A 23610-nucleotide genomic window follows, 5' to 3' on the forward strand; every position below is an offset into this window, starting at 1 on the left:
GGGGCCGGTGGCTTCGCGCTCTGGGCGGCGGTCGGGTTCGACCCCGGGCGACACCGCGTCGGGCGTCAGGCGAACTTGGAACTGGGCACCGGGCCGGTCGACTTCAGCCCGGTGCGCTCGCCCCGGAGCCACGAGCCCCGTACGGCCGTGACGAACTCGGTGAAGCGCTCGTCCGGGTCCGCGGGCGTCTCGCCGTCGCCCTCGTCCGGGGACGGGTCGGCGCCGACGATCTCGGCGGCGATCAGCGCGTCCGGGCGCTCGTCCGCCCCGGCCCGCTCCACCTCGCCGCCCTCACCCGCGCGCAGCTGCCCGTCCCAGGGCGCGACCACCGCCTGGTGCAGCAGCGCGACGCTGTCGGCAGTGATGACGGGCGGGTCGGTCCAGCTGCTCGCGTGCTCGTGGAGCACCTGCCCGGGGACCCGCCCGTGGAGCTGCCCGAGGATCTCGGGGCCCTCGTCGACCGCCGCCAGCTCGTTCAGGTCGTACGCGATCACCACGGTGTCCTCGCGCCCCGGCGCGAACGGCTCGGCCGGGAGCCCCAGGAGCTCGGCGGCGGCCAGGCCGAGGATCCGGCTGCCCCGGTCGGGCAGCAGGGACACCGAGCACGGCCGCACCCCGGCGGCGTCCAGGAGCGCCTTCAGCCGCAGCAACCCCTGGAGGCACTCGCCGTGCGAGTCCTGCAGCCAGGCGTACCGGCCGTTCATCCCGGCGCCGAAGCCGAACGGGGAGAGCGCGCCCAGCACCGTACCGCCCGTGACGAACTGCCAGCCGCGCAGATCGGTGCGGTCGAGGGCGCTCACGGGACCGGCGCTCGCGGCGCGCTCCAGCATGTGGCGCTGGCGCTGGTGCGCGGGCAGCCACATCGGGTCCTCCGGTTCGGGCAGCAGCGCGTACTGGCGCTTCGCCAGGGCCAGTTCGCCCGCCATGATGGCGTTGAAGACCAGCAGGTAGCGGTCGGGCCACTCCTCGAAGCCGCTCTCGTGCCGCGCCAGCAGCTCGACCGCCTCGCCGTGCCGGTTCTCGCTCTCGTACGCGGCCACCAGCTCGCGCATCACCTGGAGCGCGCCCGGGTTGCGGGTCAGCACCTCGCGCAGGGCGGGTACGGCGAGGAAGGACAGGCCGCGCTCGATGCACGCGTACCCGAAGTCGTACAGGGCCCGGTCGTCGCCGGGGCGGGCCGCCACCGCCGCGGCGGCCCGGTCGAGGTCGTCGAAGCCGGCCGCCTTGGCGGCGCGCCCGGCCACGAGCGCCACCTCGCCCAGTGGCAGGTCCTCCCCGGCGGTCCGGAGCAGCCGCACGGCGCCGGGTATGTCACCCGCGTCCAGGCACTCCCACGCCTTGAGGAGTTCGGCGGACTTCGGACGGCGGTGCCTGCGCGAGAACATGCCCGCGATCCTCTCCGACGGCGGGTGCCGCGCTCAAATCATTTCGGCCTGTTCACGAATGGGCCCGTGTGCGAGGTGACTCCCCGGGTACACGCTCCTGGCACCGGAACACGTTGGAAGCTGTACAGGTCGGTCCAGGGAGGGATCATGACGACGGTCGAGGTCGGCACCATGGTGGGTCAGCGGAGCCAGGTGGCACCCGAGCTGCCTTTGGTCGAGTGCCCCGACAAGCTCGCACCACGTGACGCCAGGGAGTTGTCACGGCTCTTCTTCGAGCAGCTCGCGGTACTGGAGGAGGGGACGCCCGGCCATCAGTACGCGCGCAACACCCTCATCGAGATGAACATGTCGCTCGTGCGCTTCGCCGCGCGGCGCTTTCGCCAGTACGCGGACGAGATCGAGGACGTCGTCCAGGTGGGCATGATCGGACTGATCAAGGCCATCGACCGGTTCGAGCTGTCGCGCGAGACGCAGTTCGCCACGTTCGCCGTGCCCTACGTCGTCGGCGAGATGAAGCGCTTCTTCCGCGACACCACCTGGGCCGTGCACGTCCCGCGCCGTCTGCAGGAGCGCCGGACGGAGCTGGGCAAGGCCCGTGCCGAGCTGGAGAGCCGTCTGGACCGCTCGCCCACCGTGAAGGAGCTGGCCGAGCTGATGGACATCAGCGAGGAGGAGGTCCTGGAGGCCCAGCTGGCCGCCAACGGCTACCACTCCTCGTCCCTCGACGCCGCCCTGTCCGGCAACGAGGAGGAGGGCGAGGCGGCCCTCGCCGACATCATCGGCTGTGAGGACCCGGCCATGGAGCTGGTCGAGGACTTCCAGGCCCTCGCGCCCGCGATGGACACCCTGACCGAGCGCGAGCGTTTCGTCGTGCACCTGCGGTTCGTGGAGGAGCGCACCCAGGCGGAGATCGGTGAGACGCTCGGCGTCTCCCAGATGCAGGTCTCCCGCATCCTGCGCCGCATCCTCACCAAGCTCCGTACCGGCATGGGTGTCGCCACGGAGTGACGCGGCTGTTTCACCTGTTTCGCCCTCCGGGCCGCGCACCGCCTCGCGGTGCGCGGCCCGGATCACAGCGGCAGGAAGACCTGGATGCGTTTGCCTCCGGCGGGCAGCAGGCTGACGGTGACGCTGGTCGCCAGGCGGCAGATCATCGGCCATCCGTAGCCGCCGGGAGTGAAGTCGCCGCTCGGCTCCTTCGTCGACGGCAGCCCCGTGCTCGCGTCCTCGACCACCAGCCGCAGCCCGACGCGGTCCGCCATCGCCTCGAACGCGGTGACACCGCCCGCGTGCCGCAGCGCGTTCGTCACCAGCTCCGACGTCACGAGCAGCGCGTCCGCGACCACCGGGTCCCGTGTCGACAGCGGCGCTCTGCCCAGCGCGGCGCCCAGCAGCGTCTTCACGCGCCTGCGCGCCTCCGCGGCGTCGACCGGCACCAGTCCGGTCCTCCATGTAGGAGCCGTTTCCTCACTCACCTCAGTGCCCCCGTCCTGCATGCGGAACCGCCCGCACTCACCCCTTGCGCACTTGCCCAGGGTTCCCATGAGCCAATCCCCCTCGCTTTCACGAAAGAGCTGCCTCGCCCGCCGCCGGGCCGGACCGCACAGGGTACGGGGACGGGGGCGGCCCCGTCGCGACGGGGGACGCGACGGGGCCTGGAGTTCGGGTGCCCCGGTGCGACGGGACCATGCTCGTGATGCCGGTCACAGCCCACGTGGCAACATACGCACCGGCGCCTGTACGGCCCGGTCAGTTCTTGGTCGGGACGACCACCCGGCAGCCGTCGGTCAGCCACACGTCCTTGCCGCCGTTGTTCCGGGCCACCATGAACTCGATCGTGCCGCCGGTGTCCGGGCCCACCATCAGTGCCGCCGCACGCAGAGCGACCGACACCCGACGCCCGTCGACAGCACCCATACCGTCTCCCGATTTCGCGTTCGTTTCCGCATCCGTCTTCCCGTGCGAATTCCAGCAACCGCACACTTGGAGGGCGCTACTGACGGGGCATCAGGCGGCGGTTTCATCCGGGGTCAACTCTCGCGGCAGGCAACCTGGTCCACCTACCACGCCGGTCGTAGGACGTGTTCAATAACCAACGGTCCCCGCATGATCGAGAGATTCACCGTTTCTCTCATCAACTCTTTAGTGTGCAGGCGATTCAGACGGGCTGCGTTTATTTGGGTTGGGTGTGTATCTTTTTGCGTACTCGCCTGTGCTGTGCCCGCAGCAGGGCCGGCATCCGGCGGCATCATCCAGCACGAGGAAAGCGAACTCCCATGGCGGACGAGCCGGACACCACCACACTCAAGGACCAGTACGCGGCGCGGGTCACCGCGGATCTGGATGCCAACCAGCAGGACCAGTCACGTATCCGCGCCGAACTCGACACACTCAAGGGCCAACTCGAAGACCTGGAGCGGGACCACGGCCTGCTGCAGACCATGCACCACACCCTCGCCGGCGCCCCGGCGAAGGCCACCCCCACGAAGGCCGCCCCCGCCAGGTCTGTTCCCGCGAAGGACGCCGCACCGGCGAAGGTACCCACCCCCCGGACGAAGAAGCCCGAGGTCAAGGCCGCGGCGGCCAAGCCCGCGCAGGCCCCGCGCAAGAACACGGCTCCGGCGAAGACCGCTTCCCGGGGCAAGGCGGAGACCTCCGGACCCACCCTGCGCGAAGTCGTCCTCGGCCTCTTCGCCGGACACCAGGAGCCGCGTACGGTCTCCGACATCCTCACCGAACTGACGACCGCCCACCCCGACCGCACGACCAGCCCCCAGGTCGTCCGCAACACCCTCGAAGCACTCGTCGCCAAGGGCGAACTGGAGCGGGAGCGCAAGCAGGGCTCCGTCTTCTACACCGCCCGCACGGACAAGACGTCGGCCGTGACGCCCACCGCGGACACCGTTCCCGCGAAGGCCTGACACCTCTCATCCGCCGGGTTGGATCGGGTCGATGACTTTCTCGCCGTACGGCATCAGCCGCACGGAGCCCGGCGGACAGCACCTGTCCGCCGAGCCCCGTGCTCCCTGGTCAGGCGCAGCGGCCGGCGGGCCGGGTGCGCGTCACCACATCGCTGATGCCGGTGGTCGCGTCGAGCCACACCACCTGGCGGCCGCTCGCCGCGGCGGCCGACAACTGCTCGCCCCGGTTGCACGACATCCGCTCCCCGCGCACACCCTCACCGGTGGGTGAGGCCGCCGGGAACTGCCACAGCTTGGCGAGCGACTCGTTGCGGTACTCGGTGTCGGGGATCCGGGCGCCGACGGTCACCGCGTCCTCGGAGGCGGTGAGCTCGTAGGCGTCCAGCGCGTCCGGGCCGCACGCGCGCCCCGCACGGTCGCGAGGAGGACGGGCACCACGGCGAGCAGTTCGCCCAGCGCTCCCACCCACAGTGCCGCGCGGGCGCCGAAGTGCTCGCCCAGGGCGCCGCCCAGGAGCGCGCCGACCGGCATGGAGCCCCACACCACGAAACGGAACGTCGCCGTCATCCGGCCCAGGAGCGGTGGCGGGCAGAGCTGCTGGCGCAGCGCCACCGAGGTGATCTTGAAGGTCATGAAGGCCGTCCAGCCGAGGCCCTGGAGCGCGACGGCGAGCGCGAAGCGCCAGTCGGACTGGTAGAAAGGCAGCGCGAGCAGCCAGAGCACCCCACTGGCCAGCACGGACAGACACATCGCCGGTCCCTGGCCGAGGCGGGCGGCGATCCTCGTGGTGAGCAGACTGCCGAGGAAACCCCCGGCCGCCTCCGCGGTGAACACCAGACCGCACAGGAACGGCGAGAGGCCGAGGTCACCGGCGAGCAGGACGAGGAGCATGGACGCGCCGACCGTGCCGCACAGGTTGGAGATCGCCGAGGTGAGTGTGAGCGCCCGGAGGGTGCGGTGGGCGAAGAGGAAGCGCAGGCCTTCGGTGATCTCGGCCCGCAGGTCCGGCGCCTTCGTCGACGCGGGCGGGGCCGCATCCGGGCGGCGGACGCGGGTGAGGAGGAGCGCGGAGGCGAGGTAGCTGACGGCGTCCACCGCGACGGCGAAGGGCGCGGTGAGCGCGCCGACGAGCGCGCCTCCCGCGCCGGGGCCGGCGGCCTGGGTGAGGGTGCGACTGGCCTCCAGCTTGACGTTGGCCTCCATCAACCGGCTGCCGTCGAGGAGTTGGGGAAGGTGGCTCTGGGCGGCCACGTCGAAGAACACGGTGCACACGGACATGCCGAAGGCCACCGCGTACAGCTGGGGCAGCCTCAGCACATCCAGCGCGCTCGCGACGGGAACCGAGGCGAGGAGTGCGGCGCGGCCCAGGTCACCGGCGACCATGACGCGGCGGCGGCGCGCCCGGTCCACCCACGCCCCGGCGGGCAGCCCCAGGAGCAGGAAGCCGAGGTACTCGAACGTCACGAGCAGACCGGCCTGGAAGGGGGTCGCGTCGAGGGCACCGATGGCGATGAGAGGAAGGGCGAGCACGGTGACGGCCGTACCGGCCTGGCTGACGGTGTCGGCGGCCCAGAGTCTGCGGAAGTCGCGGTCGCGCAGCAGAGCGCCGGGCCGCGCCGGGGTGGTGTCCGTGGAGCAGGAGAGCGTCATGATCGCGCACTCCACCATCGGCGGGGCGGCCCGGCCATTGTTTTAGTCTGGCCGAAAACGTCATGGGGCGATCGGGGGCGCGGTCATGGGAGCGGTGCGGTTCGGGGTGGACGATCTGGTCAACCTGAGGTTCGCGATATCACCGTTGTGGGAGACGGTGGCGAGCCTGCGGGCCTCGGAGGACCCAGGGCGGCACGCCGTGCATCTGCCGTGGATCAAGAAGGCGTTGGTCCTGCGCCAGGACCCCCGACTGGCCCGGAAACTTGAGCCGCTGCGTACGGAACTCGCCCGTTTCGAGACTCCTCCCCCACGCTGTCCGCTCGCCGAGATCGAGGAGGAACTCGCGGTCTCCGGGGCGCCTTCCGAGGTGAACGACGCGGTGCTCGCCTGGTGGCGGGCCGCCGTACAGCCGTACTGGCCGCGCATCCGTGCCGTCCTGGAGGCGGACGTCGTGCACCGCACCCGCCAACTGGCCGAGGACGGCATCCAGGAGGTGTTCGCCCACCTCCATCCCACCCTGCGATGGACGCGGGACCGGTTGGTGTCGGTGGATCTGCCGCCGGGCGAGTCGGGGCTCGGCGGGGGCGGGATCACCCTTGTCCCCACCGCGTTCGCCACCCGCTGCCGCCTCCTGCCAGGCCGGGGCCCGACACCGCCTTGCGTCCTCTACCCCGCGCGCGCCGTCGGCACCCTGTGGGAGCGGCGCGGGACCGCCGAGGAGGGCCTGGCCCGCCTGCTCGGCCGCAGCCGCGCCCAGGTGCTCGCCGATACGAGCTCACCGGCCACCACCACACAGCTGGCCGCGCGGACGGGCCTCAGCCTAGGCGCGGTGTCCCAGCACCTCGCCGTGCTGCGCGACGCCGGTCTGGTCACCAGCCACCGCTACCGGCGCGAAGTCCACTACACGGCCAGCGGCATGGGCCTCGCACTGCTCGGGCGACGGACGGCGTGACGCGGCGTGACCGGGAGCGCGAAAAAAATCCCCTCCGCGTTTTTCGTTATCCGCCGGTCCCCCGTCGATCTCCCACGGTGGAGAAGCAGTCGGTTGGAGCCCGGAGACCACCGGGGCCCGGGGAGAGTGGACGAGGCGTGAACATGGAGTACGGGACAGCGACGGTCGAGGCGGCGCGAGCCGGTGATCAGCAGGCCCAGGACGAGCTCGTCGCGGCCTGCCTGCCGCTGGTGTACAACATCGTCGGGCGGGCGCTGAACGGTCACGCCGATGTCGACGACGTGGTCCAGGAGAGCGTGCTGCGGATGCTCGACGGCCTGGCGGGGCTGCGGGATCCCGGCAGCTTCCGGTCGTGGGTGGTGGCCATCACCATGAACCAGCTGCGCCAGTACTGGCAGCGCGCCCGCACCCGGCCGGACGGCACCGGCATCCAGGAGACGTGCGACCTGCCCGACCCCGGCGCCGACTTCGTCGACCTGACGATCCTGCGGCTCGGGCTCTCCGGGCAGCGCAGGGAGGCCGCCGAGGCCACCCGCTGGCTGGAGCCCGAGGACCGGGGGCTGCTCTCGCTGTGGTGGCTGGAGACGGCGGGGTGCCTGACCCGCGCCGAGGTGGCCGCCTCGCTGGAACTGTCCCCGCAGCACACGGCCGTACGCGTGCAGCGCATGAAGGAGCGGCTCGACGCGTCGCGCCAGGTGGTGCGGACCCTCGCGGTCGCCCCGCGCTGCCACGAACTCACCGGCCTGCTCTCGCTCTGGGACGGTGTGCCCTCCGCGCTGTGGCGCAAGCGCATCACCCGGCACACCCGCGTGTGCCCGGTCTGCTCCGGCCTGGGCAGCGGACTCGTACCGCCCGAAGGCCTGCTGGCGGGGCTCGCCCTGGTGCCGGTGGCTTCGGCGGCCGGTCTGTTCGCGGCCCTGGCCGCACACCGGGGTACCGCGCCCATGGCGTACGGGGTGGCCGACCCGGCAGAGCCCCTACGACCGCCGTCGGCGCCGGGCCGCCACCGCCAGGCACCCCGTGGCAAAGGCGCACACGCCGAGGCGGCGACCCGGGGCGAGCTCCGCCGCGACCGGGACCGTGCCAGGCGGCGCCGCCGTGCCGCCGCGGTGCTGGCGGGCGCCACCGCGATAGGCGGCCTGGCCGTGGTCATCCACATGTCGTCGGATCCGTCCGGGCCCGGCCACACCGTCGCGGACGCCCCGGCCGACGCCACCGTCACGGCGGCGAGCCCCGACGGCGCCGCCGCCGCCGGGCCGACGCCCACCCGAGCATCCAACTCGCCGTCCCCGAAGCCGAGTTCATCGCCGTCACCGAGCCGCTCGGCCGCCTCACCGAAGCCGACCGCGCACAGCCCCGCACCCCACAGCGCCGCCGCGCGGACTCCCGCCCCGCACTCCCCCGGCGCGCCGAACTCCCTCACCAAGCAGGGGTCGACCGCCCAGCAGGTGATCGCGCTGGTCAACACCGAGCGGGCCAAGAACGGCTGCGGACCCGTGACCGACAACTCCCGGCTCGCCACGGCCGCACAGCGCCACTCCGACAACATGGCGGCACAGAACTTCTTCGACCACACCGACCCGAGCGGGGCGGGCCCGGGCGAGCGCATCCACGCCGCCGGCTACCAGTGGTCCACCTACGGCGAGAACATCGCCCGCGGCCAGCAGACCCCGGCCGACGTCATGAACTCCTGGATGAACAGCCCCGGGCACCGCGCGAACATCCTCAACTGCGCCTTCAAGGAGCTGGGGGTCGGGATCCACAACGGCTCCGGGGGCCCCTGGTGGACCCAGGACTTCGGCACGCGGATGTGAGCCCGGTCAGGTGGCCGTGAGGGCGTGGGCCCGGGCGATGAGCAGGGCGACGTCGTCGTGGGTGTCCGGGCGGCGCAGGGCGGCGAGGAGGAAGTCGCAGGCGTCCTCCAGCGGGCGGCTGGGGCCGGTCAGCAGATCGGTGAGGGTCGCCAGGCGGGTGTCGATGTCCTGGTCGCGGGTCTCGATCAGGCCGTCGGTGTACAGGACGAGGTCGTCCCCCGGGTCGAGGGTGACGGCGGTGGTCGAGAACGGTACGCCGCCCACGCCCAGCGGCGCTCCGGTGGGCAGGTCCAGGAGCCGGGGCGGGCGGCCGGGCCGCAGGTGCACCGGGGGCGGGTGACCGGCGACGGCGATGTGGCACAGGTGAGTGTGAGGGTCGTACAGCGCGTACACACACGTCGCCGTCGCATCGCCCAGATCGGCGGTGGCGGCGTCCAGATGGGTCAGTACGGTGGCGGGGTCCAGGTCGAGACGGGCCAGCGCGCGGGCCGTGGCGCGCAGTTGGCCCATGGTGGCGGCGGCGTTGATGCCGCTGCCCATCACATCGCCGACGACGAGGGCCGTACGGTCGCCGCTGAGGGCGATGACGTCGAACCAGTCGCCGCCCGTCTCGTCGTCGGCGGCGGCCGGCTGGTAGCGGTAGGCGATGTCCAACCCGGCGGGGGCGACCGGGCGTTGGGGCAGGAGGTGGCGCTGCAGCATCAGAGCCGTCTCGCGCTGGCGCTGGTACCAGCGGGCGTTGTCGATGGACACCGCCGCGCGGGCGGCGAGTTCGGTGGCGAGCAGGACGTCGTCCTTGCTGAAGGGGGCGGGGTTGCGGGCGCGTTTGAGGTCGAGCGCGCCGAGGACCTGGCCGCGGGCGATGAGGGGGACGGCGAGGTAGGAGTGGACTCCGGCGGCGGCGAGGAGGTGGACGGCCTCCTCATTGCGGGCGATGCGCGGCAGGTCCTGGGGGCGCACCCGCGGGACGAGGACGGGGCGTCCCGTGCGGGCGCACTGGGTCACCAGCCGGGTGGGGCCGTACAGGGCGACGTCGCCGACCGGGTCGGCGGCTCTGGTGGCGGGGGTGGGGTAGGCCGCGTTGAGCGCCAGCGCGCGGAACCGCACGGCGCCGCCGTCCGCCTCCCCCGGCCGGGGACCGGCCAGGACGGTGTCGAGCACGTCGACGGCCGCGATGTCGGCCACCTCGGGGACGGCGACGTCGGCCAGCTCGCGGGCCGTCACCTCCAGGTCGAGGGTGGTGCCGATGCGGACGGACGCGTCCGCGATCAGTGACAGCCGGCGCCGCGCCTGGGCGGCGGAGACGGCCGCCTCGTGCTGCTCGGTCACATCGACGACGGACACCGCGATACCGAGGACGTGGCCCGCCTGGTCGTCGAGCCGGTACACCGACACCAGCCAGGCGTGATCCCGCTCGGGGTCGGCGGCGGTGCGGCCGGTGGTGAACTCGTCGAGCACCGGGCGTCCGCTCGCCATCACCTCGCGCATCCTCGTCTCGACGGTGGCCCCGTCCAGGAACGGCAGTACGTCGACGATCCGGCGCCCCAGGTGCTCGTCGGCCGGAACGCCGTTGATGCGTTCGAGCGCGGGGTTCACCAGGACGTACCGCAGTTCGGTGTTGAGGACCGCCAGGCCGATGGGCGACTGGTCCACGAGCCGCAGCGAGAGGGCCAGATCGCGCTCCACCCGCCGCAGCGTGGCCTGCTCGGAGGCCAGGCCGAGCGCGAACATACGGCCGTTGTCGGCTTCGAGGCGTACGTTGCGGAACTCCACGAGGAGCGTGCTGCCGTCCTTGTGCCGGACGGGGAACACCCCCGCCCAGGTGCCCTCACCGGACATCACCTGGGCGAAAAGACCCAGCACCACCTCACGGTGCTCCTCGTCCACCAGCAGCTTCGCGGCGTACTGCCCGAGGGCCTCCGCGGCGGTGTACCCGTACACCCGTTTGGCCTGCGGACTCCACAGCCGGATGCGGCCCTCGGCGTCGAGGACGACCGCGGCCACCCCGAGCACGTCCAGCAGGCCACCGGCCACCAGCGACGGATCCCTCGCCCCCGAACGGGCCGGGAAGGACTGCGCACCAGCCATCACCGGCCTCCTCACCCGTACGCCCCTGTGCGGGACACGCCCGCTGGCCAGGCCCAGGCCGATCGGCACGACTTTCCGCCTTCCATGCTGCGCCCGGACGCCCGCGCGTGCGACCGGGCGAGGTCCTCGTTCGGCCGAACGGCGTGCGGAGCGGCTTGGCGGCGGGCTCCGTCACTTCTTGTCGCGTCGGCCCCGCAGGACGAGAAATGCCGCCGCCACGGCCGCCGCGGCCAGCACGAGCTGCCGGGGGTGGGCGCGCCCGGCCACCGCTGCCACGGCCGTCGCCCGGCGTACGGGCGCGGGGGTGTGGTCCCGGACCGTGCGGGCCGCCTGGCCCACCGCCGTCTGGACCCCGGCCACCGCCTCGGTCGTCCGGTGGGTGGCGTGCGTCGTGCGTCCCTTCAGGTCCGCCTCGGCCGCGAGCCTGGCCGCGCTGTCGGTGATGCCCATCGGTGCCCCTCTCTCTCGTTCTCCGGGTTCTCACGCTGTCTGCCGGGTCACCCCGTATCAGCAGCTCAAACCGGGGAGGCCCCGATACGGGGCGCCGGCCGGGGCACGCACCCGGCCCGGCCACACCGATCGCGGAAGCCTGCCGGGCCGGGCAGGATGGGTGGGCCGGGCCCACGGCCCCGCCCACGCACTAGATCGCCGATCATTGGGCACTCTTCCTACAGGCGCCCGGTGCGGAGCATCGGGCAGTGGCGAAGGAGGCGGGTGAACCCATGGCATCGGACACGAGCGACGACACGCTCGGCGGGGGCACCGCCGGAGGCAGACGGTTCGCGGTCGGGGTACGGCAGATCGGCGGGGCCGCGGTGCTCTCGCTCACCGGTGAGCTGGACCACGACACGGTGGAGCCGTTGCATGCCGCCCTGGCGGAGCAGATCGCGGCCGCCCCGGCACGGATCGTGGTCGACTGCGCCGGCCTGTGGTTCTGCGACTCGACCGGGCTGAACGTGCTGCTGCGGGCCCGGGCGGCGGCCGCGCAGGCCACGGGTGCCGGCATCGAGCTCGTGGCGCTCCAGCCGCCCGTCGCCCGGATGTTCGCGATCACCGGTGCGGACTCGGTGTTCCGTATCCACGCCGACCTGGACCAGGCGCTCGCGGGCCGCCCGCCGGATTAGCGGAGAAGGCGATGGGTGAGACGAGCGGGGCCGGGCGGAGCCAGATCCGCCGCCTTGAGCTCTTCGGCACGAAGGGCGTGGTGACCCGCTGCCGGGACTTCACCGCGCACGCGCTGGCCGACTGGGGGTGGACCACGGCCGTGCGGGAGGACGACCGCGCGCGCGTGGACGATGTGCTCCTGCTCGTCTCCGAGGTCGTCACCAACGCCTGTCTGTACGCGGGCGGCCCCCGCGAGCTGGTGCTGCGCCACGAGGACGGCCACCTCCGGGTGGAGGTCGCCGACGGCAGTCCCGTCGCCCCCGTACGCCGCCCCCGGGCCCCCTCGCTGCCCGGCGGCCACGGCCTGATGGTGCTCGACCGGCTCGCCGGGAGCTGGGGCTCGATGCCGCTGGGGAGGGGCAAGGTGGTGTGGATGGAGGTCGTACTGCCGTCGCGGGCGGAGCACACGCACTCGCCCGGGTACCGCCGCTCACCCGAGAGCCTCTGACGGGCTTCGGCTATTCCGCGGTGACCGCCTCCGGGCCGTCTTCGAGCAGCCCCTCGCGCAGCCGCTCCAGGATCTGGGCCAGCAGGCGTGAGACGTGCATCTGCGAGAGTCCCACCCTGGCGCCGATCTCGGCCTGTGTGAGCTCCTCGCCGAAGCGCAGGGAGAGCAGCGTGCGCTCGCGGTCCGTGAGGCCCGCGATGAGCGGTTTGAGGGATTCCAGCGAGTCGACGACGTCGAACGCGCCCTCCTCCTCGCCGAGCCTTCGCATGAGGCCGGCGGCGGCCCCGGTGTCGTCGTCCGGGATGTCGAGCGAACGCGCCATGTACCCGTTGGCCGCCTGCTCGCCCTCGACGACCTCGGCCTCGGTCACCCCGAGGTGGACGGCCAGCTCCGCCGTCGTCGGCGGGCGGCCCAGCTCCTGGCCGAGTACCTCCAGGGCCCCGGCCAGCCGCAGACGCAGCTCCTGGAGCCTGCGGGGTACCTGGACCGCCCAGCTGGTGTCGCGGAAGAACCGCTTCATCTCACCGGTGATCGTGGGCAGCGCGAAGGAGGAGAACTCCACTCCCCGCTCCACGTCGAAGCGGTTGATCGCCTTGATCAGTCCGATCGTGCCGACCTGGACGATGTCCTCCATCGGCTCGGCGCGGTCGCGGAACCGCCGCGCCGCGAACCTGACCAGGCTGAGGTTGAGCTCGACCAGTGTGTTCCGTACGTACGCGTGCTCGGGCGTGCCCTCGTCGAGCTCGGCCAGGCGCCGGAACATGGTCTCCGAGAGGGACCGCGCGTCGTCGGTGCTCAGAGCCTGGGGCCGGGCCACCTCGGGTATGCCGTCCAGCGCGCGGCTACGGACCGTGGCCGCCGGTGCCACGGGCGGCGGTTCCGTGCGGATGGTGTCTTGTCGGGCGGTGGGCATGGGGGCTCCTTCGACGGGGCGTGGGCCTGCGCCGCCCCCATTGGCGGCGGGTCCGTCGTCCGAGCGTCCTGACATGCTGATGCCCGTTTTGCCATGGTTTGATGCGGCGCGGAGGGCGCGCTGCGGCCGCGCCCGCACGGGAGGCACCGCCCGGCCCGGTCGTCGGGGCACGGCCTGTATCTGCTGCAATCAGTCCGCCTCACCCTCCGTGTGCCAGTGGCGCACCCACAGCGGCAGCACGAACCAGCACACCAGGTACCAGGCCACCACCGCACCGACCAGCCACGGCCAGTACCCGCCGTGCGACGCCACCCGCAGCACCAGGACGAGTGACGAGGTCATCGTGGCGAACAGCAGCACGAGCCCGACGACGGTGAACCGGGAGGCCCACGCGACGGCCGTGGGTTTGATGTGGCGGCCGGACAGGATCCGGTGGAAGGAGACCGGCGCCACCAGGGCTCCGGTGGTCGCCGATCCGAGCACGACCGTACAGACGTAGATCGCCTTGTCGGTGTCGCCGAGTTGGTGGAAGAGCGGCGTGAAGGCCACGGTCAGGAGGAACCCGAAGAGGATCTGCACACCCGTCTGGGCCACCCTGACCTCCTGGATGAGATCTCCCCACTTGCGGTCCGCACGCCCCTCGGCGGTTTCGTCGCGCCCGACGTCGTCGGTACGCCGCTTCCTGTCGTCGCTGTCCATCACGGCCTCCAGCCACTCTCCGTGCCCCGGCACGGCCATCCGCTCCCGCGGTGCACTAGGGGTCACGCATCGGTACCCGCTCTGCCGGATCGCAATCCGACGGGCACCCCCGGGAGGGACAGCGGGTGCGTCGGCGTACAGCGGGTACACGCAGGCCATGACCATCGATCAACGAGGCCCTGCCCTGCCGGACGGCCGCGGTGAGGTCTCCGCGACGGTCATCGCCCACCTGCGCGGCGAGGGCACCCCCCTGCCGGACGCGCGGGCAGCCGCCGACGCCGACCCCTACGGCGACGACCTCCAGCTCGCGCTGTACGTCTGCTACGAGCCCCACTACCGGGGCTTCGCCGGGGTGGATGACGCCATGGAATGGGATCCCGCGCTGCTCACCGCGCGCGCTCTGCTGGAGGCCCGGTTCCTCGACGCGCTGCGGCGCGACGCGGCACGCGCGCACGACGTGGACGACGCCCTGGGCGAACTGCTCGTCGAGCCCGTCCACGGCACCGGTGTCTCGCACCACCTCCAGGAGGAGGGCCGCCTGTGGCAGCTGCGCGAGTACGCCGCCCAGCGCTCGCTCTACCACCTCAAGGAAGCCGACCCGCACGCCTGGGTGCTCCCCCGGCTGTGGGGCCGGGCCAAGGCGGGGATGGCGGCGGTGGAGTTCGACGAGTACGGCGGCGGGCGCGCCGAGCGCGTGCACGCCCGGCTCTTCGCGGACCTCATGACCGACCTCGGCCTCGACCCGGCGTACGGCCGCTACCTCGACTCCGGATCGGCGCGCATGCTCGCCACGGTGAACCTCATGTCGCTGCTCGGGCTGCACCGGAGTCTGCGGGGCGCGCTCGTCGGCCACTTCGCCACTCTTGAGGTCATCTCGTCGCCCGGTTCCCGGCGCATGGCGCTCGCGATGAAGCGCGCGGGCGCGGGCCCCGCCGCCGAGCTCTTCTACACCGAGCACGTGGAGGCCGACGCGGTGCACGAGCAGGTGGTGCGGCACGAGGTGATCGGCGGCCTCCTGGAGCGGGAGCCGCAGCTGGCGCCCGATGTCGTGTTCGGCATCGACGCCACCATGTTCCTGGAGGACCGCTTCGGCGAGGATCTGCTGGGGCACTGGCGGGCGGGGCGCACCTCACTGCGGGCACCCCTCGACGGCGGAGAAACCGCCCCGGCCACGCTCTCCGCCGGTCCGGAATCGGCCTCCGACCGATAAACACGCATTTGGGAGGATCTTTCCCGTATCGCCGGGCACTCGGCGTACATGACTCTTCTGGCCCCACCCGGCGTCTACGCCCCGCAGGCCGACACCGCGCTGCTGGCCGAAGCCCTGCGTGACGAGCCGGTGCCGCCGGGTGCCCACATCCTCGATGTGGGCACCGGCACCGGCGCGCTGGCCCTCGCCGCCGCCCGGCGCGGAGCCAGGGTGACCGCCGTGGACATCTCCTGGCGTGCCGTTCTCACCGCACGCCTCAACGCGCGGCTCGCCGGTCTGCCGGTGCACGTGGTCCACGGAAACCTGCTGGCGCCGGTCGCGGGGCGCGCGTACGACCTCATCCTGAGCAATCCGCCCTACGTTCCCGCGCGCACCGCCACCGCTCCCCGGCACGGCCCGGAGCGGGCCTGGGACGCCGGACACGACGGGCGGCTGCTCGTGCGCCGCATCTGCCGCGAGGCACCCCGCCTGCTGCGCCCCGGCGGTGTGCTCCTGCTGGTCCACTCCGCGCTCAGCGGCCCGGAAGCGAGCCTGCGGGAGCTGCGCGGCGCGGGGCTGAAGGCGGCGGTGGCCGCGCGGCGGTTCATCCCCTTCGGCCCGGTCCTGCGGGCCCGGCGGGCGTGGCTGGACGCGCAGGGTCTGATCGAGGACGACGAGACGACGGAAGAACTGGTGGTCATCCGTGCCGAACGACCCGTCTGACAAGCCGCGCCGCATCCGAGTCCGGCGCGAGGGGCCCGTCCTCGTCGAGGGGCCGGTGGAAGTCGTCCTGGAGGACGGCACCAGCGCGGTCTCCGACCGCTGTGTGGTCGCGCTGTGCACCTGCCGTCGCAGCCGAACCTACCCGTGGTGCGACACCAGCCACCGCCGCCGCGTCTGAGTGTCAGACGTGTACCCGGTCCGGGGTGAGCGGCAGTTCCCGGAAGCGGACACCGGTGGCGTGGTGGACCGCGTTGCCGATCGCGGCGGCCGTCCCCACGATCCCGATCTCCCCGATGCCCTTGCTGCCCATCGGGTTGAGGTGGGGGTCCTTCTCGTCGATCCAGTGCGCTTCGATCGCGGGCACGTCGGCGTGGCTGGGCACGTGGTAGCCCGCGAGATCGCTGCCGATGAAGGCGCCGGAGGCGGGGTCCACGCTGCCGCCCTCGGTGAGCGCCATGCCTAGGCCCATGACCATGCCGCCGATGAACTGGGAGCGGGCGGTGCGCGCGTTGAGGATCCGCCCCGCCGCGTACACCCCGAGCAGTCGCCGCACCCGTACCTCGCCGGTGTCCGTATCGACGGCGACTTCGGCGAAGTGGGCGCCGAACGCGTGCCGCGCGTAGGGGGATTCCGCGTTCGCCGTGCCTTCGGTGTCGGCGGACGCCGTCAGTCCCCCGGGTGGCAACGGACCGGACCGATCGGCCAGTTGACCGGCCAGGGACCTGCACGCCTCGTGCACGGCCCAGCCCCAGGACGCCGTGCCGGCGGACCCGCCCGCGAGCGGGGCCCTGGGCAGCCCGGTGACGCCGATCTCCGTACGGACCGACTCCACCCCGACGCCGAGCGCCTCCGCCGCGATCTGGGTGAGTACGGTACGGGCGCCGGTGCCGATGTCGGTGGCGTTGAGCCGTACGACGTACAGCCCGTCGGGGTGGGCGGTGACCGTCGCGCGGCTGGGCGAGAGAAGCACCGGATAGGTGGCAGCCGCGACCCCGGTGCCGGTCAGCCACGGTCCCGAGCGCCGTACACCCGACCGGGGGTCGCGCTCGGCCCAGCCGAAGCGCGCCGCGCCGTCGCGCAGGCACTCGACGAGGTGCCGGCTGCTGAAGGGGCGTCCGCTGTCCGGCTCGGCCGGGGGTTCGTTGCACACCCGTAGGTCGATGGGGTCCATACCGAGGGCGCAGGCGAGTTCGTCGACGGCGGACTCCAGGGCGTACATACCGGGTGTCTCGCCGGGGGCGCGCATCCAGGACGGGGTGGGGACGTCGAGGGCCACCACCCGGTGGCTCGTGCGGCTGCTCCCGCCGGCGTACATCACGCGGGCGGGCACCGCCGCCTGCTCGACGAACTCCTTGACCCGCGAGGTGTGCGTGGTGGCCTCGTGGATCAGCGAGGTGAGCGTGCCGTCGGGCCGGGCGCCGAGCCGGACGCGGTGCAGGGTCGGGGCGCGATGACCGACCAGCTCTGTCAACTCACGCCTGGACAGGGTGAGTTGGACCGGTCGTCCGGTGTGCCGGGCGGCCAGTGCGGCGAGGACGACATGGGGGCGGGGTGTGCCTTTGGAGCCGAAGCCGCCGCCGACGTGCTCGCAGACGACGCTCACCCGTTCCTCGGGCAGGGTGAAGAGCTTCGCCAGGACGGCGCGCACGGTGTCGCCGCCCTGACTGGAGTCGAACACGGTGAGCACGTCGTCCTGCCAGAGCGCGGTCGCCCCGTGCGGCTCCATGGGGTGGTTGTGCAGCGGCGGCACCGCGTACGACACGTCCACCCTGACCGCCGCGTCGGCGAACGCGCCCTCAGGATCGCCCTGCCGACGCTCCCCGGGGTGGCCCCCGTTGACCTCCTCGGGGCTGTAGGCCTGCGGGTGGTCCCGGGTCAGGGTCACATCGTGCGGCTCGGTCGCGTAGCGCACCCGTACGGCTCCGGCGGCGGCCCGTGCCGTCTCCAGGGTCTCGGCGACGGCCAGGGCGACCGGCCAGCCGTGGTGCGGCACCTGGGAGTCCTGGAGCACGGCCAGCGTCGGATCGCCCGCGTCGGCGAGACGGGCCGCGGACTCCGGGGTGAGGACGGCCAGCACGCCCGGCAGTGCGAGTGCGGCCGAGACGTCGAAGGAGACGACCTTGCCGCGCGCGACGGTGGCGGGCACGGGCCAGGCGTGGACCCGGCCGGGCGGCGCGTACTCCGTGGCGTACTTGGCGGCGCCGGTCACCTTCGCGCGGCCTTCCCGGCGCTCGACGGGCGCGCCCAGGGCGCTCGGGGACGGTCCCACGGCGGTTCACCTCCCGGGGTGTTCAGGACCTGGCGATCAGCGAGCCGAGTACTTCGCGGGCGAGGTCGCGGGCGAGCGACACCTTGTACGCGTTGTCGCGCAGCGGGACGGCGGCGGCGAGCTCGGCGTCCACGGCCTGGGCGACCGCCTCGGGGGTGGGCGCGCTGCCCAGCAGCGCGGCCTCCGTCCGCCGGGCGCGCCACGGGCGGTGGGCCAGGCCGCCGAACGCGACCCCGATGTGCCGGACCACTCCGCCCTCCACCTGGACGGCGGCGGCGACGGAGGCGAGCGCGAAGGCGTACGACGCCCGGTCCCGCGCCTTGCGGTAGCGCGAGACGGCGCCGCCGGGCAGCGGCGGCAGCAGCACCCCGGTGATGAGCTCGCCGGGGCGGATCACGGTGTCCTGGTCGGGGCTGTCCTGCGGCAGCCGGTGGAATTCGGTCAACTCGACGGTCCGGCCGCCGCCGGGCCCCGCCATCTCGACCACCGCGTCGAGGGCCGCCAGCGCCACGGCCAGGTCGGAGGGGTGGGTGGCGACGCAGTGTTCCGAGTGGCCGAGCACCGCGTGGTCGCGGTTGACGCCGTCCAGGGCGCCGCAGCCGCTGCCCGGCACCCGCTTGTTGCACGGCTTGGCCAGGTCCTGGAAGTAGGCGCAGCGGGTGCGCTGGAGGAGGTTTCCCGCCGTGGTGGCCACATTGCGCAACTGGCCCGAGGCACCGCTGAGCACCGCCTGCGACAGCACCGGATACCGCTCGCGGACCAGCGGATGCGCGGCGAGATCGGTGTTGCGCACGGTCGCGCCGATCCGCAGCGCGCCGTCGGGCGACTCCTCCACCTGGTCGAGGGGCAGCCGGGTGATGTCGATGAGCACGTCGGGCCGTTCCACGCCGAGCTTCATCAGATCGACGAGGTTGGTGCCGCCGCCCAGGTACCGGGCCTCCGGGCGGCCGGCGTGGGCGGCTGCCGCCTCCGCGACGCTCCCGGCCCTCACATAGGTCACCGGCTTCACGCGGTCACCTCCCGCGCGGCCATGTCCCGCACCACCACTTCCTGCACGGCCTCCACGATGTGCGGATACGCCCCGCAGCGGCACAGGTTGCCGCTCAGCCGCTCCCGGATCTCCTCGGCGGTCAGCCGTACGGGGGCGTCGGTCGGCCGTTCGGTGTCGGTGACGACCGACGGCTGACCGGATCTGGCCTCTTCCAGCATGCCGACGGCCGAGCAGAGCTGCCCCGGTGTGCAGTAGCCGCACTGGAGCGCGTCCCGGTCCAGGAACGCCTGTTGCAGAGGATGCAGATCGCCGTCCGCGCCCACCGCATCGGCGAGCCCCTCGATGGTGACGACCTCGCGGCCCTCCTGCGCGACCGCCAGCAGCAGACAGCTGTTGACCCGTCTGCCGTCGACGAGCACGGTGCACGCCCCGCACTGGCCCTGGTCGCAGCCCTTCTTCGACCCGGTGAGGGCGAGGTGCTCGCGCAGCAGGTCAAGGAGCGTGGTGCGGTGGTCGAGCTCGATGACATGGACGGCGTCGTTCACCCGCAGGGTCATGCGCGAGTGCGTCGGCGGGAGCACTCCACCGCGGTCGGCCGGATCGGAGCCGGGCTCGGGGCTGTGCTCAGGCGGGCCATCGCTTGCTTCCATCCTCACGGCTCCTCGGTCTGACGGGTCGGCGGGGTCTCCACCCTCGTACAGCCGACGCCCTACGGCATCTCGGCGGCCCGTCCCACTGCTCCGACCGCCGCTCAAGGGCCGCCGCCCCGGGTCCGTACCGGCCGACTGGCGCAAACGCACACCGGTTCGAGTGGTCCGGACGCGGGTAACCACCTCTCATGCTCACCTTTGGGGTCGAAGAAGAGTATTTGCTCGTGGACCCCGTGACCGGCCGGCCCGTGCCCCGTTCGGAAGAGGTACGGGCACTGACCGGACCGGATACGGTCGACGAGCCGGAGGTACAACTAGAGCTGCTCCAGGCCCAGTTGGAGGTCGCGACCCCGGTCTGCCTGGCCCTGGGGGAGCTCGGCGACCATCTGGTGCGCCTGCGGCACACGGTGGGAACCGCTGCGGAGCAGCTGGGCTGCAGGGTCGCCGCCGTGGGGGCCGCCCCCGTCAACGGCACGGGCCCCGTCCCGGTCACTCCACGGCCCCGCTATCTGGCGATGCAGACGAACGCGGGGCAGCTGGTCGACGAGCAGCTGATCAACGGCATGCATGTGCACGTCGGAGTACCCGACCGGGAAGTCGGCGTCGCCGTCCTCAACCGGATCCGCGTCTGGCTTCCCACCCTGCTCGCCATGTCGGCGAACTCACCGCTGTGGCACGGCCGCGACACGGGATTCGCCAGCTGGCGCACCCTCGTCTTCAGCCGCTGGCCCGTCAGCGGCCCACCACCGCGCTTCGCCGACCTCGACGACTACGAGAGCCGCACGGAAGCCCTCATCACCGCCGGGGCGGTCAGCGACAGCGGCCAGTTCTACTGGCACGCGCGCCTCTCCGAGCGCTACCCCACCATCGAGGTGCGCTGTCTGGACGTGCAGGTGCGGGTCGACGAGGCGGTGATGCTCGCCGGGATCATCCGCGCCCTGGTCGCCACCGCCATCCGGGAGCACAAGGACGGCGACCCGGTACCGGAATGCCCCCTCGAACTGCTCCAGGCCGCGACCTGGCGCGCGGCCAGGGAAGGGCTGAACGGGGTGCTCCTCGACCCCGTCGGGCAGCGGCGCAGCTGCGGCGACGTGCTGTGCCAGCTGGCCCGGCACATCGGCCCCGCCCTGGAGGCGGCGGGTGACGGGCTTGAGGTGAACTCCCTGATGCAGCGCACCCTGCGCCGGGGAACCGGCGCCGACCGGCAGCACCGGGCCTTCACGGAAGGCGGCATTCCGGCGGTGATCGACCTGGTCACGAGCCAGAGCGTCAGGACCTAGCGCTCCGGCTCCCGCCGTACGGTGTCCACGAGCACGGGGTTCACGCGCCGACGTACCGCGCGAGGTGCTCGCCCGTGAGGGTGGAGCGGGCGTCGACCAGGTCCGCGGGGGTGCCCTCGAAGACGATCCGGCCGCCGTCGTGGCCCGCGCCGGGGCCGAGGTCGACGATCCAGTCGGCGTGCGCCATGACCGCCGGGTGGTGTTCGACGACGATGACCGACTTGCCGGAGTCGACGAGCCGGTCGAGCAGGCCGAGCAGCTGCTCCACGTCGGCGAGGTGCAGGCCGGTGGTCGGCTCGTCGAGCACGTAGACGCCGCCCTTCTCGGCCATATGGGTGGCCAGTTTGAGCCGCTGCCGCTCGCCGCCGGACAGTGTGGTGAGCGGCTGGCCGAGGGTGAGGTAGCCGAGCCCGACGTCGGAGAGCCGGGTGAGGATCTTGTGCGCGACCGGCGTGCGCGCCTCACCGTCGGCGAAGAACTCCTCCGCCTCGCTCACCGACATCGCCAGCACCTCGCTGATGTCGCGGCCGCCGAAGTGGTGGTCGAGGACCGACGCCTCGAACCGCTTCCCCTCGCACTCCTCGCATGTGGTGGCGACGCCGGCCATCATCGCCAGGTCGGTGTAGATCACTCCCGCGCCGTTGCAACTGGGGCAGGCGCCCTCGGAGTTGGCGCTGAACAGCGCCGGCTTCACGCCGTTGGCCTTGGCGAACGCCTTGCGGATCGGGTCGAGCAGCCCCGTGTACGTGGCGGGGTTGCTGCGCCGGGAGCCCTTGATGGCTCGCTGGTCGACCGAGACCACGCCGGCGCCGGGCGGGATCGAGCCGTGGACGAGGGAGCTCTTGCCGGAGCCCGCCACACCGGTGACCACGCAGAGCACGCCCAGCGGAAGGTCGACGTCGACCCCGCGCAGGTTGTGCGCGGTCGCGCCGCGGATTTCCAGCTTGCCACCGGGCGTACGCACCTTCTCCTTGAGGGCGGCCCGGTCGTCGAGGTGCCGACCGGTGACGGTGTCACCCGCCCGCAGCCCCTCGACGGTGCCCTCGAAGCAGACGGTGCCGCCCGCCTGACCCGCGCCGGGGCCGAGGTCGACGACGTGGTCGGCGATCGCGATGGTCTGCGGCTTGTGCTCCACCACGAGCACCGTGTTGCCCTTGTCGCGCAGCCGCAGCAGCAGCTCGTTCATCCGCTGGATGTCATGGGGGTGCAGACCCGCGGTGGGCTCGTCGAAGACGTACGTGACGTCGGTGAGCGCGGAGCCGAGGTGGCGGATCATCTTGACGCGCTGGGCCTCGCCGCCCGACAGCGTGCCCGACGGCCGATCGAGGGCGAGGTAGCCGAGGCCGATCTCCACGAAGGAGTCGAGGGTGCGCAGCAGGGTCGTGAGGAGCGGCGCCACGGAAGGCTTGTCGAGGCCACGGATCCATTCGGCCAGGTCGCTGATCTGCATCGCGCAGGCGTCGGCGATGCTGATGCCCTCGATCTTCGACGACCGCGCCGCCTCGCTGAGCCGGGTTCCGTCGCACTCTGGACAGGCGGTGAAGGCGACCGCCCGGTCCACGAACTCGCGGATGTGCGGCTGCAGCGCCTCCCGGTCCTTGGAGAGCATCGACTTCTGGATCTTCGGGATCAGCCCCTCGTAGGTGACGTTGACGCCGTCGACCTTGACCTTGGTCGGCCCCCCGTGGAGGAAGTCCTGCATCTCCTTCTTGGTGAACCTGCGGATCGGCTTGTTCGGATCGAGGATGCCCGACTCCGCGTACACCCGCACGGTCCAGAAGCTGTCCAACGTCCAGCCGGGGATGGTGAACGCGCCCCCGGCGATCGACTTGGAGTCGTCGTAGAGCTGGGTGAGGTCGATGTCGGAGACCGAGCCCCGGCCTTCGCAGCCGGTGCACATACCGCCGGTGCGGTTGTAGGTCGCCTTCACGGCCTCGGTCTTGCCGGCCCCGCGCTCGACCGTGATCGCGCCGCTCGCCCGCACCGAGGGGACGTTGAAGGCGAACGCGTTGGGCGAGCCGATGTGCGGCTGCCCGAGCCTGCTGAAGAGGATGCGCAGCATCGCGTTGGCGTCGGTGGCGGTGCCGACGGTGGAGCGGGGGTCGGCGCCCATCCGCTGCTGGTCGACGATGATCGCGGTCGTCAGCCCTTCGAGGACGTCGACCTCGGGCCGCGCCAGATTGGGCATGAAGCCCTGGACGAAGGCGCTGTACGTCTCGTTGATCAGCCGCTGCGACTCCGCGGCGATCGTGTCGAACACCAGCGAGCTCTTGCCGGAGCCGGAGACACCGGTGAACACCGTCAGCCGGCGCTTGGGGATCTCGACGCTGACGTCCTTGAGGTTGTTCACGCACGCGCCGTGCACCCGGAGCAGATCGTGGTTCCCGCCGCTCTGCGGCGCGGGCGACCCCGCGCCCGTCCTTTTGGCCGTGCCCATCGTGTCTCCCTCTGCCCTGCGGGCCGCCTTCGCGATC

The 23610-nt window shown here is 72.5% G+C and carries 23 protein-coding genes; 10 read left to right on the top strand and 13 right to left on the bottom strand.

Features of this window, described 5'->3' with window-relative positions:
• Window positions 1–65: 65 nt before the first annotated feature.
• Window positions 66–1385, bottom strand: a complete 1320-nt coding sequence (locus OG965_RS05780) for a tetratricopeptide repeat protein (RefSeq protein WP_371649800.1) — start codon at window positions 1383–1385, stop codon at window positions 66–68.
• Window positions 1386–1532: 147 nt separating this feature from the next.
• On the opposite strand from OG965_RS05780, the gene OG965_RS05785 reads away from it, so the two are divergent.
• Entirely contained in the window at window positions 1533–2393 is an 861-nt protein-coding gene (locus OG965_RS05785) for a SigB/SigF/SigG family RNA polymerase sigma factor (RefSeq protein WP_371649802.1), read from the top strand.
• A gap of 62 nt (window positions 2394–2455) precedes the next feature.
• On the opposite strand, the gene OG965_RS05790 is transcribed toward OG965_RS05785, so the two are convergent.
• Both OG965_RS05790 and OG965_RS05795 read right to left on the bottom strand, forming a co-directional pair.
• On the bottom strand, window positions 2456–2821 hold the full coding sequence (locus tag OG965_RS05790) for an ATP-binding protein (RefSeq protein ID WP_371649804.1): 366 nt from the start codon (window positions 2819–2821) through the stop codon (window positions 2456–2458).
• 313 nt (window positions 2822–3134) lie between these two features.
• Window positions 3135–3302 (bottom strand): hypothetical protein, encoded by a 168-nt coding sequence (locus OG965_RS05795; protein WP_371649806.1) that lies wholly within the window; start codon window positions 3300–3302, stop codon window positions 3135–3137.
• A gap of 359 nt (window positions 3303–3661) precedes the next feature.
• Here OG965_RS05795 and OG965_RS05800 point away from each other — a divergent pair, with 359 nt between their 5' ends.
• Window positions 3662–4306, top strand: a complete 645-nt coding sequence (locus OG965_RS05800) for a BlaI/MecI/CopY family transcriptional regulator (protein WP_371649808.1) — start codon at window positions 3662–3664, stop codon at window positions 4304–4306.
• Window positions 4307–4415: 109 nt separating this feature from the next.
• Here OG965_RS05800 and OG965_RS05805 read toward each other — a convergent pair whose 3' ends face one another.
• Entirely contained in the window at window positions 4416–4655 is a 240-nt protein-coding gene (locus OG965_RS05805; RefSeq protein WP_371649810.1) for a hypothetical protein, read from the bottom strand.
• Entirely contained in the window at window positions 4652–5956 is a 1305-nt protein-coding gene (locus OG965_RS05810; RefSeq protein ID WP_371649812.1) for an MFS transporter, read from the bottom strand. The genes OG965_RS05805 and OG965_RS05810 overlap by 4 nt, the downstream gene beginning before the upstream one ends.
• 85 nt (window positions 5957–6041) lie before the next feature.
• Here OG965_RS05810 and OG965_RS05815 point away from each other — a divergent pair, with 85 nt between their 5' ends.
• Together OG965_RS05815 and OG965_RS05820 are read left to right on the top strand one after the other, a co-directional pair.
• Window positions 6042–6908 (top strand): ArsR family transcriptional regulator, encoded by an 867-nt coding sequence (locus OG965_RS05815; RefSeq protein ID WP_371649814.1) that lies wholly within the window; start codon window positions 6042–6044, stop codon window positions 6906–6908.
• Between the two features lie 143 nt (window positions 6909–7051).
• Complete coding sequence (locus tag OG965_RS05820; protein ID WP_371649816.1) at window positions 7052–8722, top strand: sigma-70 family RNA polymerase sigma factor; 1671 nt, start codon at window positions 7052–7054, stop codon at window positions 8720–8722.
• Window positions 8723–8728: 6 nt separating this feature from the next.
• Here the strand turns inward: OG965_RS05820 and OG965_RS05825 are convergent, their stop codons facing one another.
• Window positions 8729–10810, bottom strand: coding sequence for a SpoIIE family protein phosphatase (locus OG965_RS05825; RefSeq protein ID WP_371649818.1), 2082 nt, complete (start codon window positions 10808–10810; stop codon window positions 8729–8731).
• Window positions 10811–10981: 171 nt separating this feature from the next.
• Window positions 10982–11260, bottom strand: coding sequence for a hypothetical protein (locus OG965_RS05830; protein WP_371649820.1), 279 nt, complete (start codon window positions 11258–11260; stop codon window positions 10982–10984).
• Window positions 11261–11532: 272 nt separating this feature from the next.
• Between OG965_RS05830 and OG965_RS05835 the strand changes: the two genes are divergently transcribed.
• Window positions 11533–11934: an STAS domain-containing protein gene (locus tag OG965_RS05835; protein ID WP_371649822.1), complete on the top strand. Its 402-nt coding sequence runs from the start codon at window positions 11533–11535 to the stop codon at window positions 11932–11934.
• Window positions 11935–11945: 11 nt separating this feature from the next.
• The gene (locus tag OG965_RS05840) at window positions 11946–12422 is read left to right on the top strand and encodes an ATP-binding protein (RefSeq protein ID WP_371649824.1); all 477 of its coding nucleotides are present in this window, start codon (window positions 11946–11948) and stop codon (window positions 12420–12422) included.
• Window positions 12423–12432: 10 nt separating this feature from the next.
• Here the strand turns inward: OG965_RS05840 and OG965_RS05845 are convergent, their stop codons facing one another.
• The gene (locus tag OG965_RS05845; RefSeq protein WP_371649826.1) at window positions 12433–13335 is read right to left on the bottom strand and encodes a SigB/SigF/SigG family RNA polymerase sigma factor; all 903 of its coding nucleotides are present in this window, start codon (window positions 13333–13335) and stop codon (window positions 12433–12435) included.
• A gap of 189 nt (window positions 13336–13524) precedes the next feature.
• Window positions 13525–14034, bottom strand: a complete 510-nt coding sequence (locus OG965_RS05850; RefSeq protein WP_371656852.1) for a DUF6328 family protein — start codon at window positions 14032–14034, stop codon at window positions 13525–13527.
• 157 nt (window positions 14035–14191) lie between these two features.
• Between OG965_RS05850 and OG965_RS05855 the strand changes: the two genes are divergently transcribed.
• Genes OG965_RS05855 through OG965_RS05865 form a run of 3 tightly spaced genes read left to right on the top strand, consistent with a single transcriptional unit; the run spans window position 14192 to window position 16124 of the window.
• On the top strand, window positions 14192–15244 hold the full coding sequence (locus tag OG965_RS05855) for an iron-containing redox enzyme family protein (RefSeq protein WP_371649828.1): 1053 nt from the start codon (window positions 14192–14194) through the stop codon (window positions 15242–15244).
• A gap of 48 nt (window positions 15245–15292) precedes the next feature.
• Window positions 15293–15946: a HemK2/MTQ2 family protein methyltransferase gene (locus OG965_RS05860; protein WP_371649830.1), complete on the top strand. Its 654-nt coding sequence runs from the start codon at window positions 15293–15295 to the stop codon at window positions 15944–15946.
• The gene (locus OG965_RS05865; protein ID WP_101386583.1) at window positions 15927–16124 is read left to right on the top strand and encodes a CDGSH iron-sulfur domain-containing protein; all 198 of its coding nucleotides are present in this window, start codon (window positions 15927–15929) and stop codon (window positions 16122–16124) included. The genes OG965_RS05860 and OG965_RS05865 overlap by 20 nt, the downstream gene beginning before the upstream one ends.
• 3 nt (window positions 16125–16127) lie before the next feature.
• Here the strand turns inward: OG965_RS05865 and OG965_RS05870 are convergent, their stop codons facing one another.
• Genes OG965_RS05870 through OG965_RS05880 form a run of 3 tightly spaced genes read right to left on the bottom strand, consistent with a single transcriptional unit; the run spans window position 16128 to window position 19763 of the window.
• Window positions 16128–18215, bottom strand: coding sequence for a xanthine dehydrogenase family protein molybdopterin-binding subunit (locus tag OG965_RS05870; protein ID WP_371649833.1), 2088 nt, complete (start codon window positions 18213–18215; stop codon window positions 16128–16130).
• Window positions 18216–18237: 22 nt separating this feature from the next.
• Complete coding sequence (locus OG965_RS05875) at window positions 18238–19224, bottom strand: xanthine dehydrogenase family protein subunit M (RefSeq protein WP_371649835.1); 987 nt, start codon at window positions 19222–19224, stop codon at window positions 18238–18240.
• Window positions 19221–19763, bottom strand: coding sequence for a 2Fe-2S iron-sulfur cluster-binding protein (locus tag OG965_RS05880; protein ID WP_371656853.1), 543 nt, complete (start codon window positions 19761–19763; stop codon window positions 19221–19223). Before OG965_RS05880 ends, OG965_RS05875 begins: the two co-directional genes overlap by 4 nt.
• Before the next feature lie 281 nt (window positions 19764–20044).
• On the opposite strand from OG965_RS05880, the gene OG965_RS05885 reads away from it, so the two are divergent.
• Window positions 20045–21136 (top strand): glutamate--cysteine ligase, encoded by a 1092-nt coding sequence (locus OG965_RS05885; protein ID WP_371649837.1) that lies wholly within the window; start codon window positions 20045–20047, stop codon window positions 21134–21136.
• 40 nt (window positions 21137–21176) lie between these two features.
• Here OG965_RS05885 and OG965_RS05890 read toward each other — a convergent pair whose 3' ends face one another.
• Window positions 21177–23573 (bottom strand): ATP-binding cassette domain-containing protein, encoded by a 2397-nt coding sequence (locus OG965_RS05890; RefSeq protein ID WP_371649839.1) that lies wholly within the window; start codon window positions 23571–23573, stop codon window positions 21177–21179.
• Between the last annotated feature and the right edge of the window lie 37 nt (window positions 23574–23610).

The organism is Streptomyces sp. NBC_00224 (assembly GCF_041435195.1).
GTDB lineage: Bacteria > Actinomycetota > Actinomycetes > Streptomycetales > Streptomycetaceae > Streptomyces.